The sequence below is a fragment of the Sneathiella marina genome, assembly GCF_023746535.1.
Lineage (GTDB): Bacteria > Pseudomonadota > Alphaproteobacteria > Sneathiellales > Sneathiellaceae > Sneathiella > Sneathiella marina.
In genome coordinates this window covers 1,470,268-1,488,146 of the sequence record NZ_CP098747.1, presented here as the reverse complement: position 1 = coordinate 1,488,146, position 17,879 = coordinate 1,470,268, and the positions used below count along the sequence as shown (strand labels likewise).

16 protein-coding genes are annotated in these 17,879 nt (G+C 51.6%); 6 read left to right on the top strand and 10 right to left on the bottom strand.

All coding sequences use genetic code 11. The annotated features are described in order from the left end of the window. Positions 1–24: 24 nt before the first annotated feature. Positions 25–525: a histidine phosphatase family protein gene (locus NBZ79_RS07125; protein WP_251936829.1), complete on the top strand. Its 501-nt coding sequence runs from the start codon at positions 25–27 to the stop codon at positions 523–525. Between the two features lie 12 nt (positions 526–537). Here NBZ79_RS07125 and NBZ79_RS07120 read toward each other — a convergent pair whose 3' ends face one another. The 5 genes from NBZ79_RS07120 to NBZ79_RS07100 form a co-directional block, all read right to left on the bottom strand. Next, complete coding sequence (locus tag NBZ79_RS07120; RefSeq protein ID WP_251936826.1) at positions 538–1,023, bottom strand: YajQ family cyclic di-GMP-binding protein; 486 nt, start codon at positions 1,021–1,023, stop codon at positions 538–540. 16 nt (positions 1,024–1,039) lie between these two features. After that, the gene (locus NBZ79_RS07115; RefSeq protein ID WP_251936824.1) at positions 1,040–2,629 is read right to left on the bottom strand and encodes a peptide chain release factor 3; all 1,590 of its coding nucleotides are present in this window, start codon (positions 2,627–2,629) and stop codon (positions 1,040–1,042) included. Between the two features lie 119 nt (positions 2,630–2,748). Continuing rightward, on the bottom strand, positions 2,749–3,975 hold the full coding sequence (locus tag NBZ79_RS07110; protein WP_251936823.1) for a potassium/proton antiporter: 1,227 nt from the start codon (positions 3,973–3,975) through the stop codon (positions 2,749–2,751). 96 nt (positions 3,976–4,071) lie between these two features. Next, on the bottom strand, positions 4,072–5,085 hold the full coding sequence (locus tag NBZ79_RS07105; protein WP_251936821.1) for an NADP-dependent oxidoreductase: 1,014 nt from the start codon (positions 5,083–5,085) through the stop codon (positions 4,072–4,074). A gap of 160 nt (positions 5,086–5,245) precedes the next feature. Next, on the bottom strand, positions 5,246–6,874 hold the full coding sequence (locus NBZ79_RS07100; protein WP_251936819.1) for a 3-(methylthio)propionyl-CoA ligase: 1,629 nt from the start codon (positions 6,872–6,874) through the stop codon (positions 5,246–5,248). A gap of 268 nt (positions 6,875–7,142) precedes the next feature. On the opposite strand from NBZ79_RS07100, the gene NBZ79_RS07095 reads away from it, so the two are divergent. Then, positions 7,143–7,520, top strand: a complete 378-nt coding sequence (locus tag NBZ79_RS07095; RefSeq protein WP_251936817.1) for a hypothetical protein — start codon at positions 7,143–7,145, stop codon at positions 7,518–7,520. Further along, positions 7,517–8,416 carry a sterol desaturase family protein gene (locus NBZ79_RS07090; protein ID WP_251936815.1) on the top strand — a complete coding sequence of 300 codons (900 nt, stop codon included), beginning with the start codon at positions 7,517–7,519 and terminating at the stop codon, positions 8,414–8,416. The genes NBZ79_RS07095 and NBZ79_RS07090 overlap by 4 nt, the downstream gene beginning before the upstream one ends. Here the strand turns inward: NBZ79_RS07090 and NBZ79_RS07085 are convergent. Beyond that, positions 8,413–9,321 carry an alpha/beta hydrolase gene (locus tag NBZ79_RS07085; protein ID WP_251936813.1) on the bottom strand — a complete coding sequence of 303 codons (909 nt, stop codon included), beginning with the start codon at positions 9,319–9,321 and terminating at the stop codon, positions 8,413–8,415. The genes NBZ79_RS07090 and NBZ79_RS07085 overlap by 4 nt on opposite strands. A 158-nt stretch (positions 9,322–9,479) precedes the next feature. On the opposite strand from NBZ79_RS07085, the gene NBZ79_RS07080 reads away from it, so the two are divergent. Further along, complete coding sequence (locus NBZ79_RS07080) at positions 9,480–10,883, top strand: aspartate aminotransferase family protein (RefSeq protein ID WP_251936811.1); 1,404 nt, start codon at positions 9,480–9,482, stop codon at positions 10,881–10,883. Positions 10,884–10,955: 72 nt separating this feature from the next. Here the strand turns inward: NBZ79_RS07080 and NBZ79_RS07075 are convergent, their stop codons facing one another. The 4 genes from NBZ79_RS07075 to NBZ79_RS07060 form a co-directional block, all read right to left on the bottom strand. Continuing rightward, positions 10,956–11,345, bottom strand: coding sequence for an MAPEG family protein (locus tag NBZ79_RS07075; RefSeq protein ID WP_251936809.1), 390 nt, complete (start codon positions 11,343–11,345; stop codon positions 10,956–10,958). Between the two features lie 122 nt (positions 11,346–11,467). Next, positions 11,468–12,205, bottom strand: coding sequence for an SDR family NAD(P)-dependent oxidoreductase (locus NBZ79_RS07070; protein ID WP_251936807.1), 738 nt, complete (start codon positions 12,203–12,205; stop codon positions 11,468–11,470). Between the two features lie 111 nt (positions 12,206–12,316). After that, a complete protein-coding gene (locus NBZ79_RS07065) occupies positions 12,317–15,427 on the bottom strand; it encodes an efflux RND transporter permease subunit (RefSeq protein ID WP_251936804.1) in 3,111 nt (1,036 codons plus the stop codon). Next, positions 15,424–16,527 (bottom strand): efflux RND transporter periplasmic adaptor subunit, encoded by a 1,104-nt coding sequence (locus tag NBZ79_RS07060; RefSeq protein ID WP_251936801.1) that lies wholly within the window; start codon positions 16,525–16,527, stop codon positions 15,424–15,426. Before NBZ79_RS07060 ends, NBZ79_RS07065 begins: the two co-directional genes overlap by 4 nt. Before the next feature lie 122 nt (positions 16,528–16,649). On the opposite strand from NBZ79_RS07060, the gene NBZ79_RS07055 reads away from it, so the two are divergent. Continuing rightward, a complete protein-coding gene (locus NBZ79_RS07055) occupies positions 16,650–17,576 on the top strand; it encodes a histone deacetylase family protein (RefSeq protein WP_251936799.1) in 927 nt (308 codons plus the stop codon). A gap of 31 nt (positions 17,577–17,607) precedes the next feature. Further along, the gene (locus tag NBZ79_RS07050) at positions 17,608–17,859 is read left to right on the top strand and encodes an exodeoxyribonuclease VII small subunit (RefSeq protein ID WP_251936797.1); all 252 of its coding nucleotides are present in this window, start codon (positions 17,608–17,610) and stop codon (positions 17,857–17,859) included. Positions 17,860–17,879: the final 20 nt, after the last annotated feature.

Here is a 17,879-nt window from a genome sequence, read left to right as displayed (position 1 = left end):
AGAAACGCAATGAGGGGAGCGATCATGTTGAGAACGGCATTTATGATTTTAGCGGGACTGCTGGTTCTCAGCGCCTGCTCCGTTGTCCATTCCCCGCCCGGCACGGAAACAACGGTGATCCTGCTGCGCCATGCCGACCGGACAGCACCCTTTGACGAACTCAATGAAAAAGGCGTTGCACGAGCCAATGCCCTGCCCGCCGCCGTGGCCGATCTGGATATCGATGTGATCTACAGCCCGGATCGCAAGCGTAATCTGGATACGGTCAAGCCGCTGATCGAGGAACGGGGCATCGAACTGCGGGTGGTGGATATTTTGGGCGCCGGCCCAAGACTGATCGAGGAAAACCCCGGCAAGACCGTCCTCTGGGTTGGCAATACGGATAACCTGCAAACCATCTATGGCCAGATGGGCGGTAAAAAAGAGCCACCGGTGATTTATGGTGAGATCTTTATCATGACCGTTGGCGATTCCGGCCCGCCGAAAATCGAGAAACGCAATTTCGGCGGCAAGGGAACTCCTTAAGCGGCGAGAAACCTAATCCCGGAAATTGATATATTGCAACGGCAGCTCGAATTTCAGGCCTTTGCAAAACGCGATGACATCTTGCAGGTCGTCGCGTTTCTTGCCGGTGACCCGCAATTCCTCGCCTTGAATTGCCACTTGAGCTTTAATCTTTGAGCCCTTGATTTGCTTGACTAATTTCTTCGCCAGTTCCTTATCAATGCCTTGCCGGACAATAATGGTCTGGCGGACACTTTGCCCGGCGGATTTTTCCGGGGTTTGATAATCCAGAACACCCGCATCCACTTTCCGCCGTGTTAAATGCGTCTGCAGCAGCTCATGCATCTGTTTCAGCTTCAGGTCATCATCGGCATGGACGGTGATCGCCGGATCGGCAAGCTCGATCTTGCAGTTACTGCCCTTGAAATCATAGCGGGTTTCGATTTCCCGGCGAATATTGTTCAGGGCATTGTCAACTTCTGCCATATCGGTTTTGGAGACGATATCAAATGACGGCATGGGGCTTCTCCTTGTCTTACGCTGATTGTTCTTTGGTCTTCAGAAACTTGATGTTCGGCCAGTCTTTTTCCGCCCGTTCCAGATGCCAGGAATTACGGGCCAGAAAGACCGGCGCCTCATCATGATCTTCTGCCAGCGATGCCTGATTGGCATCGGTGAATTTCTTGAGCTCCCGCGGATCATCATGCTCGACCCAGCGCGCCGTGAAAAGCTCGGTCTGTTCAAAATTTACCGGGATGTCATATTCCGTCCGGATCCGGTCGGCCAACACTTCAAACTGCAGGCCGCCAACCACTCCGACCACCCAGTCAGAGCCCATGCGGGTCTTGAAGGTGCGTGCAGCCCCCTCTTCGGCCAGCTGCACCAGGGCCCGGCCCAGATGCTTGGCGCGCATGGGATCAACGGGGCGAACCTTTTGCAGCAATTCCGGCGCAAAGCTGGGAATCCCCGTAAAGCGAATAGCCTCCCCTTCCGTCAGGGCATCGCCAATCCGCAGATTGCCATGGTTTGGAATTCCGATGATATCGCCCGGCCAGGCCTCTTCCGCCAGTTCCCGGTCCTGCGCCAGGAACAGCACGGGATTATGGATATTCATGGTTTTCTCGCTGCGGATATGCTTGAGCTTGGCGCCGCGCTTGAAATGGCCGGACACCAGACGCATAAAGGCGATCCGGTCGCGATGCTTGGGGTCCATATTGGCCTGTATCTTGAAAATGAAACCGCTCACCTTGGGTTCCAGCGGAGAGATATTGCGATCGGCGGACGGCGCGAACCGGGGACTGGGGGCCGTCTCCGTGAGGCCGTTCAATAAGGTTTCAACACCGAAATTATTAATGGCGCTGCCAAAATAAACCGGCGTCATGGTTCCTTCGAGAAAAGCATCCACCTCAAATTCGGGACATAACCCGCGCACCATATCGATATCTTCACGCAGTTTTTCCACGGCATCCGCCGGCAGCAATTCATCCAGTTGCGGATCCTCAAGACCGTTGCAGGTGATGCCTTCGTCCATATGATTGTTCTTGCCCTTGGACACCAGAACCAGCCGGTCATTGAACAAATCGTAACAACCTAGAAAATTCCGGCCCATGCCTATGGGCCAGCTGGCAGGAACAACGTCCAGCGCCAGGGTTTGTTCTATATCATCCAGCAGATCAAACGGATCCTGCGCCTCACGATCGAATTTATTGATAAATGTCGTGATGGGCATGTCGCGCAAACGGCAAACCTCAAACAGTTTGCGTGTCTGGCTTTCAATCCCCTTGGCCCCGTCCAGCACCATCACCGCACTGTCGACTGCGGTCAGCGTCCGGTAGGTATCCTCACTGAAATCTTCATGGCCCGGTGTATCCAGCAGGTTGAACGTCTTTTCCCGATAATCAAAGGTCATCACGGAGGAGGCCACGGAAATGCCGCGTTCGCGTTCGACTTTCATCCAGTCGGAACGGGCCCGTCGTTGCTCACCACGGGTTTTCACGGCACCCGCCAACTGGATGGCACCGCCGAACAGCAACAGTTTTTCCGTCAGCGTGGTCTTCCCCGCATCCGGATGCGCAATAATTGCGAAAGTGCGCCGATTGGCCACACGGTCTTCCAACATACCCATGATGTGTCCTGATCTTCCCCGGTACTTATTGCGGCGGAAGATAAATATTCAGAAAATTCAACTGCACCTTAAGAGCGGTACAATACTCGTGCAGTAAATACGGCCTTTGACCGCAAAAATCAATCCTTTGCCGCTTCTTCGGCCGCTGGTTTTTCTATGAGCCCCAGCCATCGCGCGACCAGCGAGATCGACCAGCCCTGTAAAAACAGGGACGCGATGACAACCACGAAAACAATATTGAAAAAACTCTCATCCACCGGGCCGGAACTGATCACCGGTATAATTGCCAGAAATATGGGCACCGCCCCGCGCAATCCGACCCAGCCCAAAAAGGTCTGATCTTTAAAATTCATCCGAAACGGTGTCAGACAGATATATGTGGCAATGGGCCGGGCCAGAAACATCAGGATGGCTGCAACGACCAGACCCATGGGAATGGTGTCCAGCAGGCTGCTGGGTGTCACCAGCAACCCCAGCATCAGGAACAAGACGATCTGGCTGATCCAGGACAAGCCATCATGAAACTGGCCGACGCGCTCGGTCTGGTTTTTCATTCTGTAGCGAAGAATGACACCGCATATGTAAACGGCCAGAAAGCCGCTGCCGTCAAAAATACTTGTCAGGTTGAAAATCAGCAGAGCCGTTGCCATTGCAAAAGGTGCGTAAAGGCTGACGGGCATGTTGATCCGATTAATCAAAATTGCCGCCCCGTATCCGCCAACCACACCGCCGACGATACCCAGCCCCAGTTGCGAGGCCAGCTCAGGCAGGAATGAAACCAATGTCGATAAAGATAGCGGCAACTGCGCATCGACGATGGCGACCATCATTATGGTCAGGAAAATAGCCACGGGATCGTTAATCCCGGCCTCGACCATCAGGGTTTCACCAAGGCCGTTTCTTAACTTGATATTCCGTTGCCGCAAAATCAGGAATGTGGCGGCCGCATCCGTTGACCCGACAACAGCGCCCAGCAGCAGGCTTTTATCAAGATCGATATCAAAGATAAAATGGATCAATATTCCGACAATTCCGGATGTCAGGATCACCCCGACTATGGCCAGTATAAAAGCGGGCGCCGCCGCTTTTTTCAGCGTCGTGCTATCCGTATCCAGGCCACCGGAGAACAGGATCAGGGCAAGCGCAATGGCCCCGATTTCATAGGCCAGCGGAAAATCATTGAACCGGATGCCGCCAATACCATCGACGCCGACCAGCATGCCAATACAGAGGAAAAGCAACAGAAACGGGGCGCCCATGCGGGCGGCAATCGGCGTTAGCAGACATCCCGCCAGAAACAGGGAGGACATCAGAATAATTAAAAAGCTCGGAGAATCGATATACATATGCGCCTAACTAAATCACCGTGGCGCAACAGTATAGTGAAATGACGGCAGCGTAAATCCACTCCGCCATTTCACTGGATATTTTAGGCTAGATTACTAGTCTTCCTTGATGGTCAGGACCAGTTTCCCGAAATTTTCACCACTGAACAACTTCAAAAGCGTGGCCGGGAAGTTCTCGATGCCGGTTTCAACATGGTTCCTGAACTTGAGCTTGCCTTCCCCATGCCATGTGGCCAGGGCCTTGACGCCTTCGCCATATTGCTTGATGTAATCAAAAACGACGAAGCCTTCCATGCGGGCATGCTGTACCAGCAGGTTCAGGTAGTTCTGCGGGCCGCGCAGGGGCGTTGTGTTGTTATACTGGGAAATGGCGCCGCAAATGACCACACGGGCATGTCGATTGAGCCGGGCCAGAGCGATATCCAGGATTTCACCGCCCACATTATCGAAATAGACATCGACGCCCTTACCGCCCAGGGCGGCATTCAAGTCATCGATAAAGCTGTCGGATTTATAGTCAACGCAGGCATCGAAACCCAGCTCATCCACAACATATTTACATTTGTCCGCGCCGCCGGCGATGCCGATGGCTTTTCCGCCCTTGATCTTGGTGATCTGGCCGACAATGGAACCAACAGCACCCGCAGCACCGGAAACCAGAACTGTTTCGCCGTCCTGCATGGCGCCAACCTCAAGCAATCCGAAATAGGCCGTTAGGCCCGGCATACCAATACCACCCAGATAATTCTCCAGCGGTGACAGATTTGGATCGACTTTTGTTAAATCAGTTCCGTTGGAAAGGCCATATTGCTGAATGCCCAGCATGCCACTGACATAATCCCCAACCGCGAACCCTGGATTATTGGAGGCGACAACTTCGCCAACCGTCCCCGCACGCATCACCTCGCCAATGCCCACAGGGGCAATATAGGATTTTCCATCATTCATCCAGCCCCGCATGGCCGGATCAAGAGAGGCATAATGCACCTTGACCAGGACCTCGCCCTCACCCGGTGTCGGAATTTCGGTGCTGGTAAATTCCCAGTCGCTATCCTTGGGAAGCCCGACTGGGCGTGCTGCGAGACGATATTGCTTGTTTAGTGTCGACATTTTTTATCCTTGATTATGTGTGTTCCCGTCAGACATACGGTGTTTAACGGGAAATACAAGACCGATCATTCCAGATTATGGATTTTATTTTTCAGCTGCATCCGTCCAACAAAAAAAGCCGGACTAATGCCCGGCTTTTCTCATCCAAAATGGGGCCGCTTTAGGCTGACTTCAACACATAATCCTTGAAGTCTTCCCGAAGCTTGGTTTTCAGCAGCTTGCCTGTCGCTGTATGGGGTAATTCATCGACAAAGACAACATCATCTGGCAATTGCCATTTGGCCAACGTGCTTTCCAGATGGGCGATTACATCCTCGGCTGTAACCCCGTGCCCTTGCTCTTTAACAGCAATGACCAGCGGTCGTTCATCCCATTTCGGATGCGGGATAGCGATCACGGCAGCCTCTACAATTCCCGGGCAGCCAATGGCTTCATTTTCCACATCAATGGACGAGATCCATTCGCCGCCGGACTTGATCACATCCTTGGACCGATCGGTAATCTGCATGTAGCCATCCGCATCCAGCGTTCCCACATCACCGGTGCTGAACCAGCCATCCTCATCGAGTGTGTCGCCGCCCTCTCCTTTGAAATAGCCACTTGTGATCCAGGGCCCACGAACCTTTAAATCACCGAAGGCAACGCCGTCGCGCGGCAGTTCGTTATTGTCATCATCGGTGATTTTCAACTCGACACCATAGACAATACGTCCCTGCTTGGTCCGGATATCAATCCTTTCAGATTCTGGCAGGTCCGCATGTTTCTTGAGCAAATTACCCGTGGTACCGATGGGGCTGGTTTCCGTCATGCCCCAGGCATGAACAACATTGACACCATAATCCTCAACAAATGTGGAGATCATGGTTCTTGCCGCGGCGGAGCCACCAATGACAGTGCGCTTCATGCTGGAGAATTTCAGGTTATTTTCCTTCACATGGGCCAGCAGCATCATCCAGATGGTTGGCACACCGGCAGAAACAGTTACCTCTTCCGCTTCCATAAGCTCGTAAATGGACGCGCCATCCATCGCCGCACCCGGCATGACCATTTTCGCCCCGCTCATGGCCGCCGCATAAACAAGCCCCCAGGCATTGGCATGGAACATGGGAACAACTGCCAGAATTGAATCCTGATTGCTGATACCAAGCCCGTCCTGCGCGCAGACGCCGAAACTGTGAAGCACGGTCGACCGGTTGGTGTATAAAACACCTTTCGGATTGCCCGTGGTACCCGACGTATAGCAAAGCGAGGACGCGGTCTTCTCATCAAAATCCGGCCAGGAATAGCTATCGTCTGATCCATCGATAAGCGTTTCATAGCAGAGCAGGTTATCGAGCTTGCTCTCAGGCATATGGGCTTCATCCGTCATCACGATAAAGCCTTTCACATTGCCCAGATGCTCCGCCAGTGCCTCAATCAACGGAATGAATGTCAAATCGACAAAGATATATTTGTCTTCCGCGTGATTGACGATATAGGCAATCTGTTCGGGGAACAGGCGCGGATTGATCGTATGGCAAACGGATCCCATGCCGGAAACACCATAGTAAATCTCGATATGGCGGTATCCGTTCCAGGCGATTGTGCCGATACGATCCCCCATTTCAACACCAAGCCGCCCCAATGCCTGCGCCAGTTTCTTGGCACGGGCATTTACCTGCCGGTAATTGGTACGATGGATCGGTCCTTCGACGGAGCGGGAAACAATTTCCACATCCCCGTGGTTCAAACCTGAATATTCGATAAGCGAGGAGATCAGCAGTGGCCGATCCTGAATTAGACCCAGCATTTTATAGTCCCTGTTCTTACTTGTTTATTTATTGATCGCGCAGCATAAAACCCACCCGCTTGCCCGTAAAGTCTCTTTGAGATTCGCGCCCGTTCTTACAATCGCGCTTAGCTTTGCGTAGGGGAACCGGACCGTCAAACAGGCAAATTATCGGATATTTTGTCAAACCCGGAATTTTTGCGTAGATTTGAGACAATAACGTGCGAATCACAGGAGACCAGCGATCGTCATCGACCCCACCATTTTATTGCCGGTTGCGGCCTTTGCCGTGTTGCTGGTCGTGCTGTTTATCCGCGCGGTTTCCGGGCACAAGCAGGCCTCTGTTTCGGAAAAATCCGTCCGCGATTTTTTAAAGTCGCACGAACCGCACTTGCACATCTCCAAAATTCAGATAGGCGAAAATGCCCTGGCAGCGATCGTGTTTTGGAAGGACACTGAAGAGGTGGGATTAGTCCGGTCTTTTGGCGATAAACTTGTGCTACAGGTTTTTGGCCAAGCCGACATCATCCGGAAATCAGGCAATGATGGCTATGAACTTGTTAAGTTTCCCCGGCAAGGCCTTGCCCATTCTGCAACGACTATTCGGCTATCCGCACCCTCTCGTTTTCAATCCAGCGATCCGTCATCTGAAGGAGCAAGGGGATGAACTTGCCCGATCCTGTTACTTTTGCCATTCCCGCTTTTATTCTGTTGATCCTGGCCGAGGCGTTGACCGGGCGGTTCGCGCCAAAAAAATCAAACTATGAAATGCGCGACAGCGCTGCCTCCTTGATCATGGGGCTCGGGAATTTTGCCATTGGTCTGGTTAATCTGGGGTTTGTCTCGGCAATTTCCCTGTGGGTCTATGAATATCGGCTTTTTGATATCGGTTATCACTGGTGGGCCTTTGTCCTGGTGTTTTTTGCGGAAGATTTTTGTTACTACTGGTTTCATCGCCTTAGCCATGAGCACAGGTTCTGGTGGGCGGCACATATTAATCACCATTCTTCGCAATATTACAATTTATCAACCGCGCTTCGGCAGACCTGGACAGGCAGTTTTGCCGGCACCTGGATTCCGTGGCTGTTGCTGTCGCTGATCGGGTTCCCATTGGCCCTTATTGTTTTTCAAAAAGGTATCAGCCTCGTATACCAGTTCTGGATCCATACCGAAGCAATCCATAAAATGTGGAGACCGGTTGAAGCCGTCATGAACACGCCCTCTCATCACCGGGTACATCATGCGATAAACCCGCAATATCTGGACGCCAATTATGCCGGCGTCTTCATTATCTGGGATCGGCTTTTCGGCAGCTTCGTGCCCGAGGATGAGAACGAGCCCTGCCGCTATGGCATTGTCAAGCAGATCGCCAGCTTCAATCCGTTGGTTATCGCTTTTCACGAATGGGCGGGAATCGTTTCTGACATCCGGCAGGCCAAAAGCCTGAAAGCCGCCTTCCTGCATTGTTTCGGCCCCCCAGGCTGGAGCGAAGATGGCTCGCGCCTGACATCCCGGATGATCAAACAGCGCGAGGCGGAACGGCTGGAAAAGCTGGCTGATTAATCAACGACGGAATTGGCCCAGGCAATAAAATCGGTCATGACATCCTCCCGGTTGGTTTCATTTAAGGCTTCATGCCGGGCACCGTCATAGAATTTATGGCTGACGTTCTTAAACCCGTGTTTTTCATAGGCCACCAATAACCGTTTGACCCCCTTGGTATTCTCTCCGACCGGGTCATGGGTTCCGCTGAATAGGTAAATTGGCAAATCTTTTGGTATCTTTGACAGGGCCGTATCACCAGCGATCTTTGTCAATGCATCCAGCATCCCGATCCAGGTCGCAACGGAACATTCAAATCCGCAAAGCGGATCCGCCGCATATTTATCAACTTCCGCTTCGTCTCTGGACAACCAGTCAAATTCTGTCCTGTTTGGCTTGAACGACTTGTTAAATGCCTTGAAGGTCATCCCGGCCATAACCGGGCTATGTCCGTCCCCGCCCACCCGCAGTTTCTCCAACCGGGTGACGGCCTGTCCGATTTTACCCAGTGCACCGGGCGGACCATTGGTCGCCGACAGGGCTGCCGCGACAATGCTGTCACCATATTCAGCCATATATTGCTGCGTCAAAAATGACCCCATGGAATGCCCGAGCAACAGAATGGGCAGACCCGGATGCCGGGAGGATATTTCCTGATTAAGAAGGTAAAGATCGGTGACCGCCTTGTTCCAACCCTCTTCATCCGCCATATGACCGGGTACCTGCCCTGTTGGTATTGTCTGACCATGACCCCGGTGATCATTGGCATAAACGGCAAATCCCTCGGCGTTCAGACGGCGGGCAAATCGGTCATATCGGGCGCTATGTTCAGCCATGCCGTGAGCGATCTGGATGACCGCTTTGGGCGCCGCTGCAGGAAGCCAGTAATTGGTATGGATGTTAAGGCCGTCGGCACCGGTAAACACAAAATTTTTGATAACTGAAATCTCCTTCTATTATCTGTATTTAGCCATGAAGCTCACCAGCATACAACCAAGATTTGAAAACGGCCTTTGACAGAAGGTAATTGTTGGCTCTACAAATACGGCTGCAATTAAACCAACCACTAGTCGAGGAAAACGCGATGTCCAGCCCGAGCTTCTTTGAAGGAAACTCGCTCGCCGCGCGCGATGCGAAAAGCCTGATCCATTCCTATACCAATCTTTCCCAGCACGAGAAGGAGGGTCCGCTGATCATCGAAAAGGGCAAGGGCATCCATGTGTTTGATGATAGTGGCAAGGAATATATTGAAGGCCTGGCGGGCCTTTGGTGCACCTCTTTCGGCTTCGGCGAGCAGGAGCTGATCAATGCGGCCATTGAACAGATGCAAAAACTCCCCTATTACCATTCCTTCGCCAGCAAATCGACAGAACCCGGTATCCGCCTGGCGGAGAAACTTCTCGATATCGCACCAGTCGAATTTTCCAAAGCGTTTTTCGTAAACTCCGGATCTGAAGCCAATGATACGGTGGTCAAGCTTGTCTGGTATTACAACAACGCCCTTGGCCGTCCGAAGAAAAAGAAAATCATCGCCCGTATGAAAGGATATCATGGGGTGACCGTTGCAGCCGCAAGCATGACCGGCCTGCCGCCCCTGCATAATGATTTTGACCTCCCGATCCAGGGCATCCTTCATACCAGTTGCCCGCATTATTACCGCTTCGGGAAAGACGGCGAAAGTGAAGAAGAGTTTGCAAGTCGTATGGCCGACGAACTGGAGCAGTTAATCCTGTCAGAGGGACCGGATACCGTGGCTGCGTTTATTGCCGAACCGATTATGGGCGCCGGGGGTGTGATTGTTCCGCCTGCCACCTATTTTGAAAAAATACAGGCTGTTCTTAAAAAATATGACGTTCTGATGATTGCGGATGAAGTTATCTGCGGATTTGGCCGTACAGGCCAGATGTGGGGATCACAAACCTTCCATATCAAGCCTGATATCCTCTCCTGCGCCAAGGCGCTTTCCAGCGCGTATCTTCCAATTGCCGCTGTCATGGTCTCTGAAGATATCTTCCGGGGCATGGTTTCACAAAGTGAGAAGCATGGGGCCTTTGCCCATGGCTACACTTATTCCGGACATCCGGTGCCGGCGGCAGTTGCCATGCGGACGATGGAGTTGATGGAAGAGCGGAATATTCTGGAGCATGTCCGCAATGTCTCACCTCGCTTCCTTAACCGGTTTGCCGCACTTGCCGATCACCCTCTGGTCGGTGAAGTCCGCTCTTGCGGGCTTATCGGCGCCGTCGAACTGGTTGCCGATAAAAAAACCAAGCGGTCTTTTGATCCGAAACACAAAGCTGGCCATTTGGCCTATCTTGCCATGCAGGACGAGGGCGTGATCAGCCGTGCCGTCGCCGGCGACAACATGGCTCTCTGTCCGCCGTTGATTATAACGGAAAGCGAAATTGACGAGATGTTCGATCGCTTCGAGCGTGGCCTCGACAAGGCTGCGGCCATGGCGGATAAAGAAAACTGGCGCGAAGGCTAACGCGGCCGGGGAAAAACCTGAATTGTGCGGAGGGAGCTTTATCAAAAAGCCTCTCCCGCAATCCCCTACCCCCTACATCAAGATTTGCCAAAGCAAATAAAGACAGGCAACCCAGCCAACCGTGTAGGCGACAGTTCTCAAAAACGGAATTCCCATTGTGTAGATGATTGCATGGGCAACACGTGCGAAAAAGAATGCGGCTGCCGCTGTCGACGTAGAGGCATCTGCCTTTCCGCTAATTGACAGAATAAGTACCAACACGGCAAACGGAGCCAGTGATTCCACCAAATTCATATGAACCCGATGGCTGCGTTGCGCCCATTCCGGAAGATTGGCGGGTTTGGGAACGTCAGTGGTTCCGGATTTGAAGCCAACCACGCCGGCACCGGCTGCGGTGTAGGGAATCCACAATATAAGGCCCAATGCTGCACTCATCGCCAACCAGAATAATTCTCCTGTCATAAGTCCCCTCCTTATTTATGGAAAAAAACGAATTTATGGTCCAACCCGTTTTACGAAATCGAACTATATCTCATATTTATAATATGACAAATGAGTTGCTGAGGCGTATCTGACAGTACTTATTAAACGTGCTGACCGCCATTGATATGAACTTCTGCACCGGTCACGTAAGAAGACGGCGCATCGCAAAGGAAATAGATCGTAGAGGCAACCTCTTCGGGTCGGCCCAACCGGCGGAGCGGAATATCCTTGATCATTTCTTCTGTTCCGGGTGACAGGATCGACGTATCGATTTCCCCCGGTGCGATCGCATTGACACGCACCCCGTGCGGTCCGAAATCAAAGGCCATTTCCCGTGTCATGGCGGCAAGCGCCGCTTTTGATGTCCCGTAGGCAGCTCCGGCAAACGGATGGACCCGCCCCCCGGCAATGGAGGTCACATTAACAATGGCCCCTTTTGCGGCGACAAGTTCGTCAAACAGTCCCTGTGCCAGCAGAAGCGGAGCGAAGACATTAACATTATACACATGCTGCCAATCCGCATGACTGGAATTCAAGGTGCTAAACCGTTCGCCCTCCGGTCCCTTAGGGGATATGCCCGCATTATTGACCAGGGCATGCAACGGCGATCCATTCAGTTTCTCCCGAATATCATCGAGCGCCTTCGGGAGCCCGTCAATATCTGCCAGATCGATCTGCAAATGATCTTTTTCGCCGCCTTCCCAAGGGCAATATTCGGAAAAAGCCTGGCGGGAAACCGTCAGGACGCGCCAGCCTGCGGCGCTGAAACGCTTCACAGTCGCATGGCCGATGCCCCGACTGGCGCCGGTTAGCAACAGAACTTTTTGTGTCTCAGACATAAAACCCGTTCCTTATTTAAAGTGCGCGCCTGCCGTAATTGGCCTCTTTGACGTTATAAACAGCATTTTGTGACAAATCCAAGTCCGTTTCAAGCATCTGCAACAAACAAGCTATCTCTTCGCATCCACATGTGCGCTCTCAAGCTCGCTCAAACGCGACGATAAATAACCCGACGGGCGGCTGAACCGGGCCAGCAACAGATAAAATATCGGAACAACAAACAACGATAAAATTGTAGAGAACATAACGCCGCCGATAATGACGATGCCAATGGCTTCACGGCTTTCAGCTCCCGCACCGGTTGCCATGGCGAGTGGAACGGCACCGAGAGCGGTCGAAATTGTCGTCATCAGGATCGGGCGTAGACGAATAACCGCGGCATTTTGGATTGACGTTAAAATATCCGCGCCTTCATCCCGTAGCTGATTTGCAAATTCCACAATAAGAATGGCATTTTTCGCCGTTAAGCCGATCAGCATTATGATCCCGATCTGGCTATAGATATTCAGCGATAATCCGGTGAATAAAATCGCACCGAGCGCGCCTGTAATTGCCAGAGGTACCGTGGTCATGATGATCAAGGGATGGATAAAACTCTCGAACTGGGCGGCGAGCGCCAGGAAAACCACCAACAACGCCGTCACAAATGTAAAGGTCAGAGCGGTATTTGAATCTTTGTATGATCGACTTAACCCGCCATAGGATACACGCGCTTCACCGCCTGTTTCTTCCGATGCCAACTCCTCAAGATACTCAAGCGCCTGACCCAAGGTATAATCGGGGCCGAGTGAGGCCGTTACCCGAACTGCTCTTAACCGATCTGATCGCTTTAACTCGCCCGGTCCTGCTTTTTCTTCCAGGGTCACAAGATTTGAAAGCGGTATCAGCCTGCCGGAACTATCTGATCGGACATATATATTATCGAGGTCATCCCTGCTTCTGCGATCTTCCTCACGCGCCTGGACAATCACTTCATATTGTTTGCCGCCCTGATCATAAGTTGTCACGTTGCGTGCACCCATGAGTGTTTCCAGTGTTCTGCCAATATTTTCAAGGGAAACGCCTAGATTGGCTGCTCGATTTCGATCGATGTCCAAATGGATCTGCGGTTGGGTTTCCTGATAGTCTTTATCTAGATTGAGCAGATTAGGGTTATCCGAGGCGCGCTCTATAATCCGGTCAGCCCACTCATTTATGACATCATAGGAAGGGCCTCCTAAAATAATCTGTACGGGTGCGCGAAACCCCCTCTGTCCAAGGCTTGCCGGATTAATAGCGAATGCCCGCACTCCCGGTACAGCCAGCAAGGCGGGGAAAAAGCTTTTCACGATTTCCTGCTGCGATCGGTCGCGTTCCTCCCAGGGAACGAGCCGGGTCAGCATAAAGGCTGTATTGACAGGCCCGGGTTGGCTAAAGGTACCAATAAAAGCAAAAACGCGCTCTGCCTCGCCACTTTCCACCAGCGGATTGAATATTTCTTCTATCTTTAGAACATTTCGCTTGGTGTATTCCATGCTAGCCCCTTCCGGAGCAGAAACAGGCATGTAAAAAACACCGCGATCTTCTGTCGGTGCAAATTCCTTGGGTATCAATTCATAAAAATTATATGCGAGAGCGGACAAGGCCACGGCAATGCCTGCAATAATAAACGGAATTTTGAGAACGCGCGCCAACAACCAGCCATACCCGACTGACATCCCTACAAATAGCTTCTCCGTGGATTTGTAGAACCACCCTTCCTTCTTGGTTTCCACCAATAATTTGGAACAGAGCATGGGCGTCAGCGTCAGGGCGACAAAACTGGAAAACATGACAGCCGCCGCGACGGCGACACCAAACTCCCTAAACAGGCGTCCTGTGGTCCCATCCAGAAACGATATGGGGATAAACACGGCAATCAGGACAATGGTTGTTGCGATAACGGCAAAGGCGACCTGCTTTGATCCGCGGCTCGCCGCTAAAAGTGCCGGCTCTCCTTCTTCCATACGCCGATGGATATTCTCCAGAACCACGATGGCATCGTCAACAACCAACCCAATCGCCAGCACAAGCGCCAGAAGCGTCAACACATTTACCGAATAATCCAGCAAGGCCAAAATCGACAAAGTCGCGATTATGGATACGGGAATAGCAACGGCCGGTATGAATGTCGCGCGCACCGATCGCAAAAAGAAGAAAATAACAAAGATCACCAGCGCCATGGCGATGCCAAGGGCAATAAAGACTTCCTTGATGGACTGGCTGATAAAGACTGATTGATCGTAAGAGACCTGAATATCCACACCAGCAGGCAGAGTTTGCTCGAGACGGTTGACGATCACCTTGACGCCATTTGCCACTTCCAGAACGTTGGAGCCAGACTGCCGGATCACACCAAGACCGACAGCGGCATCCCCGTTGACGCGAAGGGCCGTGCGTTCACTCTCCGCGTCAATTGCAACCTCCGCCACATCACCGAGCCGGACTATGCCATTGTCGTCATTCTTCAGGATAATCTGGCGGAATTCTTCCGGTGTTTTCAAGTCCGACTGTGTGCGGATTGAAAATTCACGCATGCTGGACTCAATCCGGCCGGAGGGTATTTGCACATTCTGCTCACGGATTGCGTTTTCCACATCCTGGACAGTCAGCTCACGTGAGGTCAGGGCAGGCGAATTCAACCAAATGCGCATTGCAAAACGCCGCGCGCCACCAATTCGGACTGACGCAACACCGTCGACTGTCGACAGTGGGTCGACAAGGGTTCGTTCCGCAAAATCCGTCAGTTCCAATTGGTCCATGGTCGTGCTCGTCAAGGACAACCACATGATCGGTCGCGCATCACTCTCCGTTTTCGAGATCAGGGGCGAGTCGGCTTCTTCGGGCAGGGAATTGACCACCCGTGAAATACGGGAACGAACATCATTCGTTGCTTCTTCAATGTCCCGGTTCAGGTTAAACTCGACATTCACCGATGAAAATTCTTCTCGGCTGGTCGAGTCAATTCGACTAACCCCGCTGATTCCAGCAACCGCATCCTCGATAATCTGCGTTATCTGGCTCTCCACAATCTCTGCGGAGGCACCTCGATAACCGGTACTGATTGATACATTTGGCCGATCAACATCCGGATATTCCCGAACGCTTAAAGACTCATAGGAAAAGAGCCCGAAAAGGATCAACACCAGCGAAAAAACGATCGCCAAAACGGGCCGCTTGATGGCAATATCAGGTAATCTCATTGCGTTGATACCGCTTCCGATTTCAATACCGCCAGGGTTGGGGATACCGGCGAACCGTCTTTTATTTTCTGCAATCCCTCTACAATGACGCGATCATCCTCATCCAATCCTTTAATAATTTCTACGTACCCCCTGGTTCTACGGCCAATTTCTATGGGTGTACGCACAGCTTTATCCTCAACAACAGCATATACATGATGGCCATTTATGGTCGTGACAACTGCTTCTTCAGATACCATCAGGGCATCCGTATCGATACTGACCTGCAAGCGTATGGATAAAAACATGCCGGGTTTGAGTAATCCTTCTTCATTGGGGACAAATCCGCGCACTCTAACCGCACGTGTCACTTCATCAACTCGGGTAGCGATAATACCGACAACACCCTGAAAAACCTTATCCGGATACGCGACACTAATGGCCTGAAATTCCTGTTCCGGCCGAATTTCCGCAAGAATTCGCTCGGGCAGATCGAAATCTATTTTAATCAGCTCCGTATCATCCAGCGTTGTAATGACATCCCCCGGTTTAACAAGAGACCCAACACTTACCTCTCTGAATCCAAGAACACCCGGGAAAGGCGCTTTGATGACATAGTCGCTGATCCGCGCTTTATCCGCTGCGATCTTGGCTTCCGACGCCAGCAGCTCAGAAAGCAATAAATCAACTTGTGCCTTCGGCACATTTTTAGTCTCATAAAGTTTCAATGCCCGGTCATAGAGCTTTTGACGGTTATCCCTCTCCGCCTCCGATTCGGTAAGATTGGCTCGAAATTCAGCATCATCCATCTGTACTAAAACTGCACCGCGCGAAATCTCCTGCCCTTCGGAAAAGTTCAATGATTTGATGATACCTGACACTTTGGTCGTAATATCGACAGATTCATTGGCTTTCGCAGTCCCGACAGCGGTGAGGATACGAGGCAGTTCTTTCAGAAAAACCTCTGATACAATGACACCTTGCGGAGGCCGATTGTGCGGTTTTGACGCTGCTGCAACCTGCTCCCCGCCTATAAAGGGGAGATCCGATTTAAAATGCCAGCCGGCATATCCAAGGGCGACAACGACCAGTATGATGACAAATTGTTGTGTTTTTTTCATCTTGATCCAAGTTTAACTCTAAACTGCTGTTATGCAGAAATGTGTTCCTATTGCTTGAAAAGCAACCAAAAAATCTGCAAATATTGTAACGCAGGCCATTTACATTTTCTATAAGAGACAGCATGACAACATATCTTTTTACCCATCGCGACTGTCTTTTTCACGATACTGGAGAGGGACATCCCGAAAGAGCGGATCGATTAAGATCCGTACTTCACCGACTGGATCTTGAAGAATTTCCTGATCTGGATCGCCTGGAAGCTCCCCTTGCGAGTCGAGAGATGCTGGCACTTGCCCATACCGATGACTATCTGGACCATATCGATAAAATGGCACCAGAGGCCGGAATTATTGCTCTTGATCCTGATACGAAGATGTCTCCGGGCTCGAAAGATGCGGCGCTGAGAGCCGCTGGTGCTGTCTGCGCCGCCGTCGATATGGTTATGTCGCAAGAAAGTGCCAATGCATTCTGTGCCACCCGCCCGCCAGGACATCATGCCGAAGCAGACAAAGCCATGGGATTTTGCATATTTAACAGTATCGCGATCGGCGCGAAATATGCCCGTGACAAATATGCGCTGAAACGGATCGCCGTCTTGGATTTTGATGTGCATCACGGAAACGGTACCCAGTCAATATTTGAGGCTGATCCAGACTTGTTCTATGGGTCAACCCATCAAGCCCCCTATTATCCCGGAACTGGAAGTGCGTCGGAAACCGGGGTTGGCAATATCTTCAACGTCCCGCTTGCCGCCGGCGATGGATGGTTAAAGTTTAAAGCTGCTATGCAAGATATTATTCTTCCGGCACTTGAGAAATTCGACCCTGATCTCTTGTTGATATCAGCAGGATTTGATGCCCATGAGAAAGATCCGCTGGCGGACATCAATTTGACGGCCGAAGATTACGAATGGATATCCTTGGAATTGGTCCGTATAGCCGATAATTGCTGCGCCGGGCGGATCGTTTCGACATTGGAAGGAGGCTATGATCTTGACGGGCTTTCAGAAGGTGTAAATGCCCATGTGAAAGCGTTGCTCCGCCGGTAAGAGCAGGGTATAAGATGACAAAGGAGACACCATGGCCGAAAATCAAGAAGTACCGGAAGAAATTGCCGCGCTTAGTTTCGAAGAAGCTCTGCAGGAGTTGGAAAAAATCGTAGAAAAACTGGATTCGGGGCAAGTCGACCTTGACCAGTCGATAGATATCTATTCGCGCGGTTCCGCGCTGAAGCAGCATTGTGAAGGAAAACTCCGCAATGCGCAGGAACGCGTGGACAAGATCGTCAATAAGAATGGCTCGCTGTCCACCCAACCGGCAAACGTCGAATAAGCGGATCGCCCTTTTTTTCT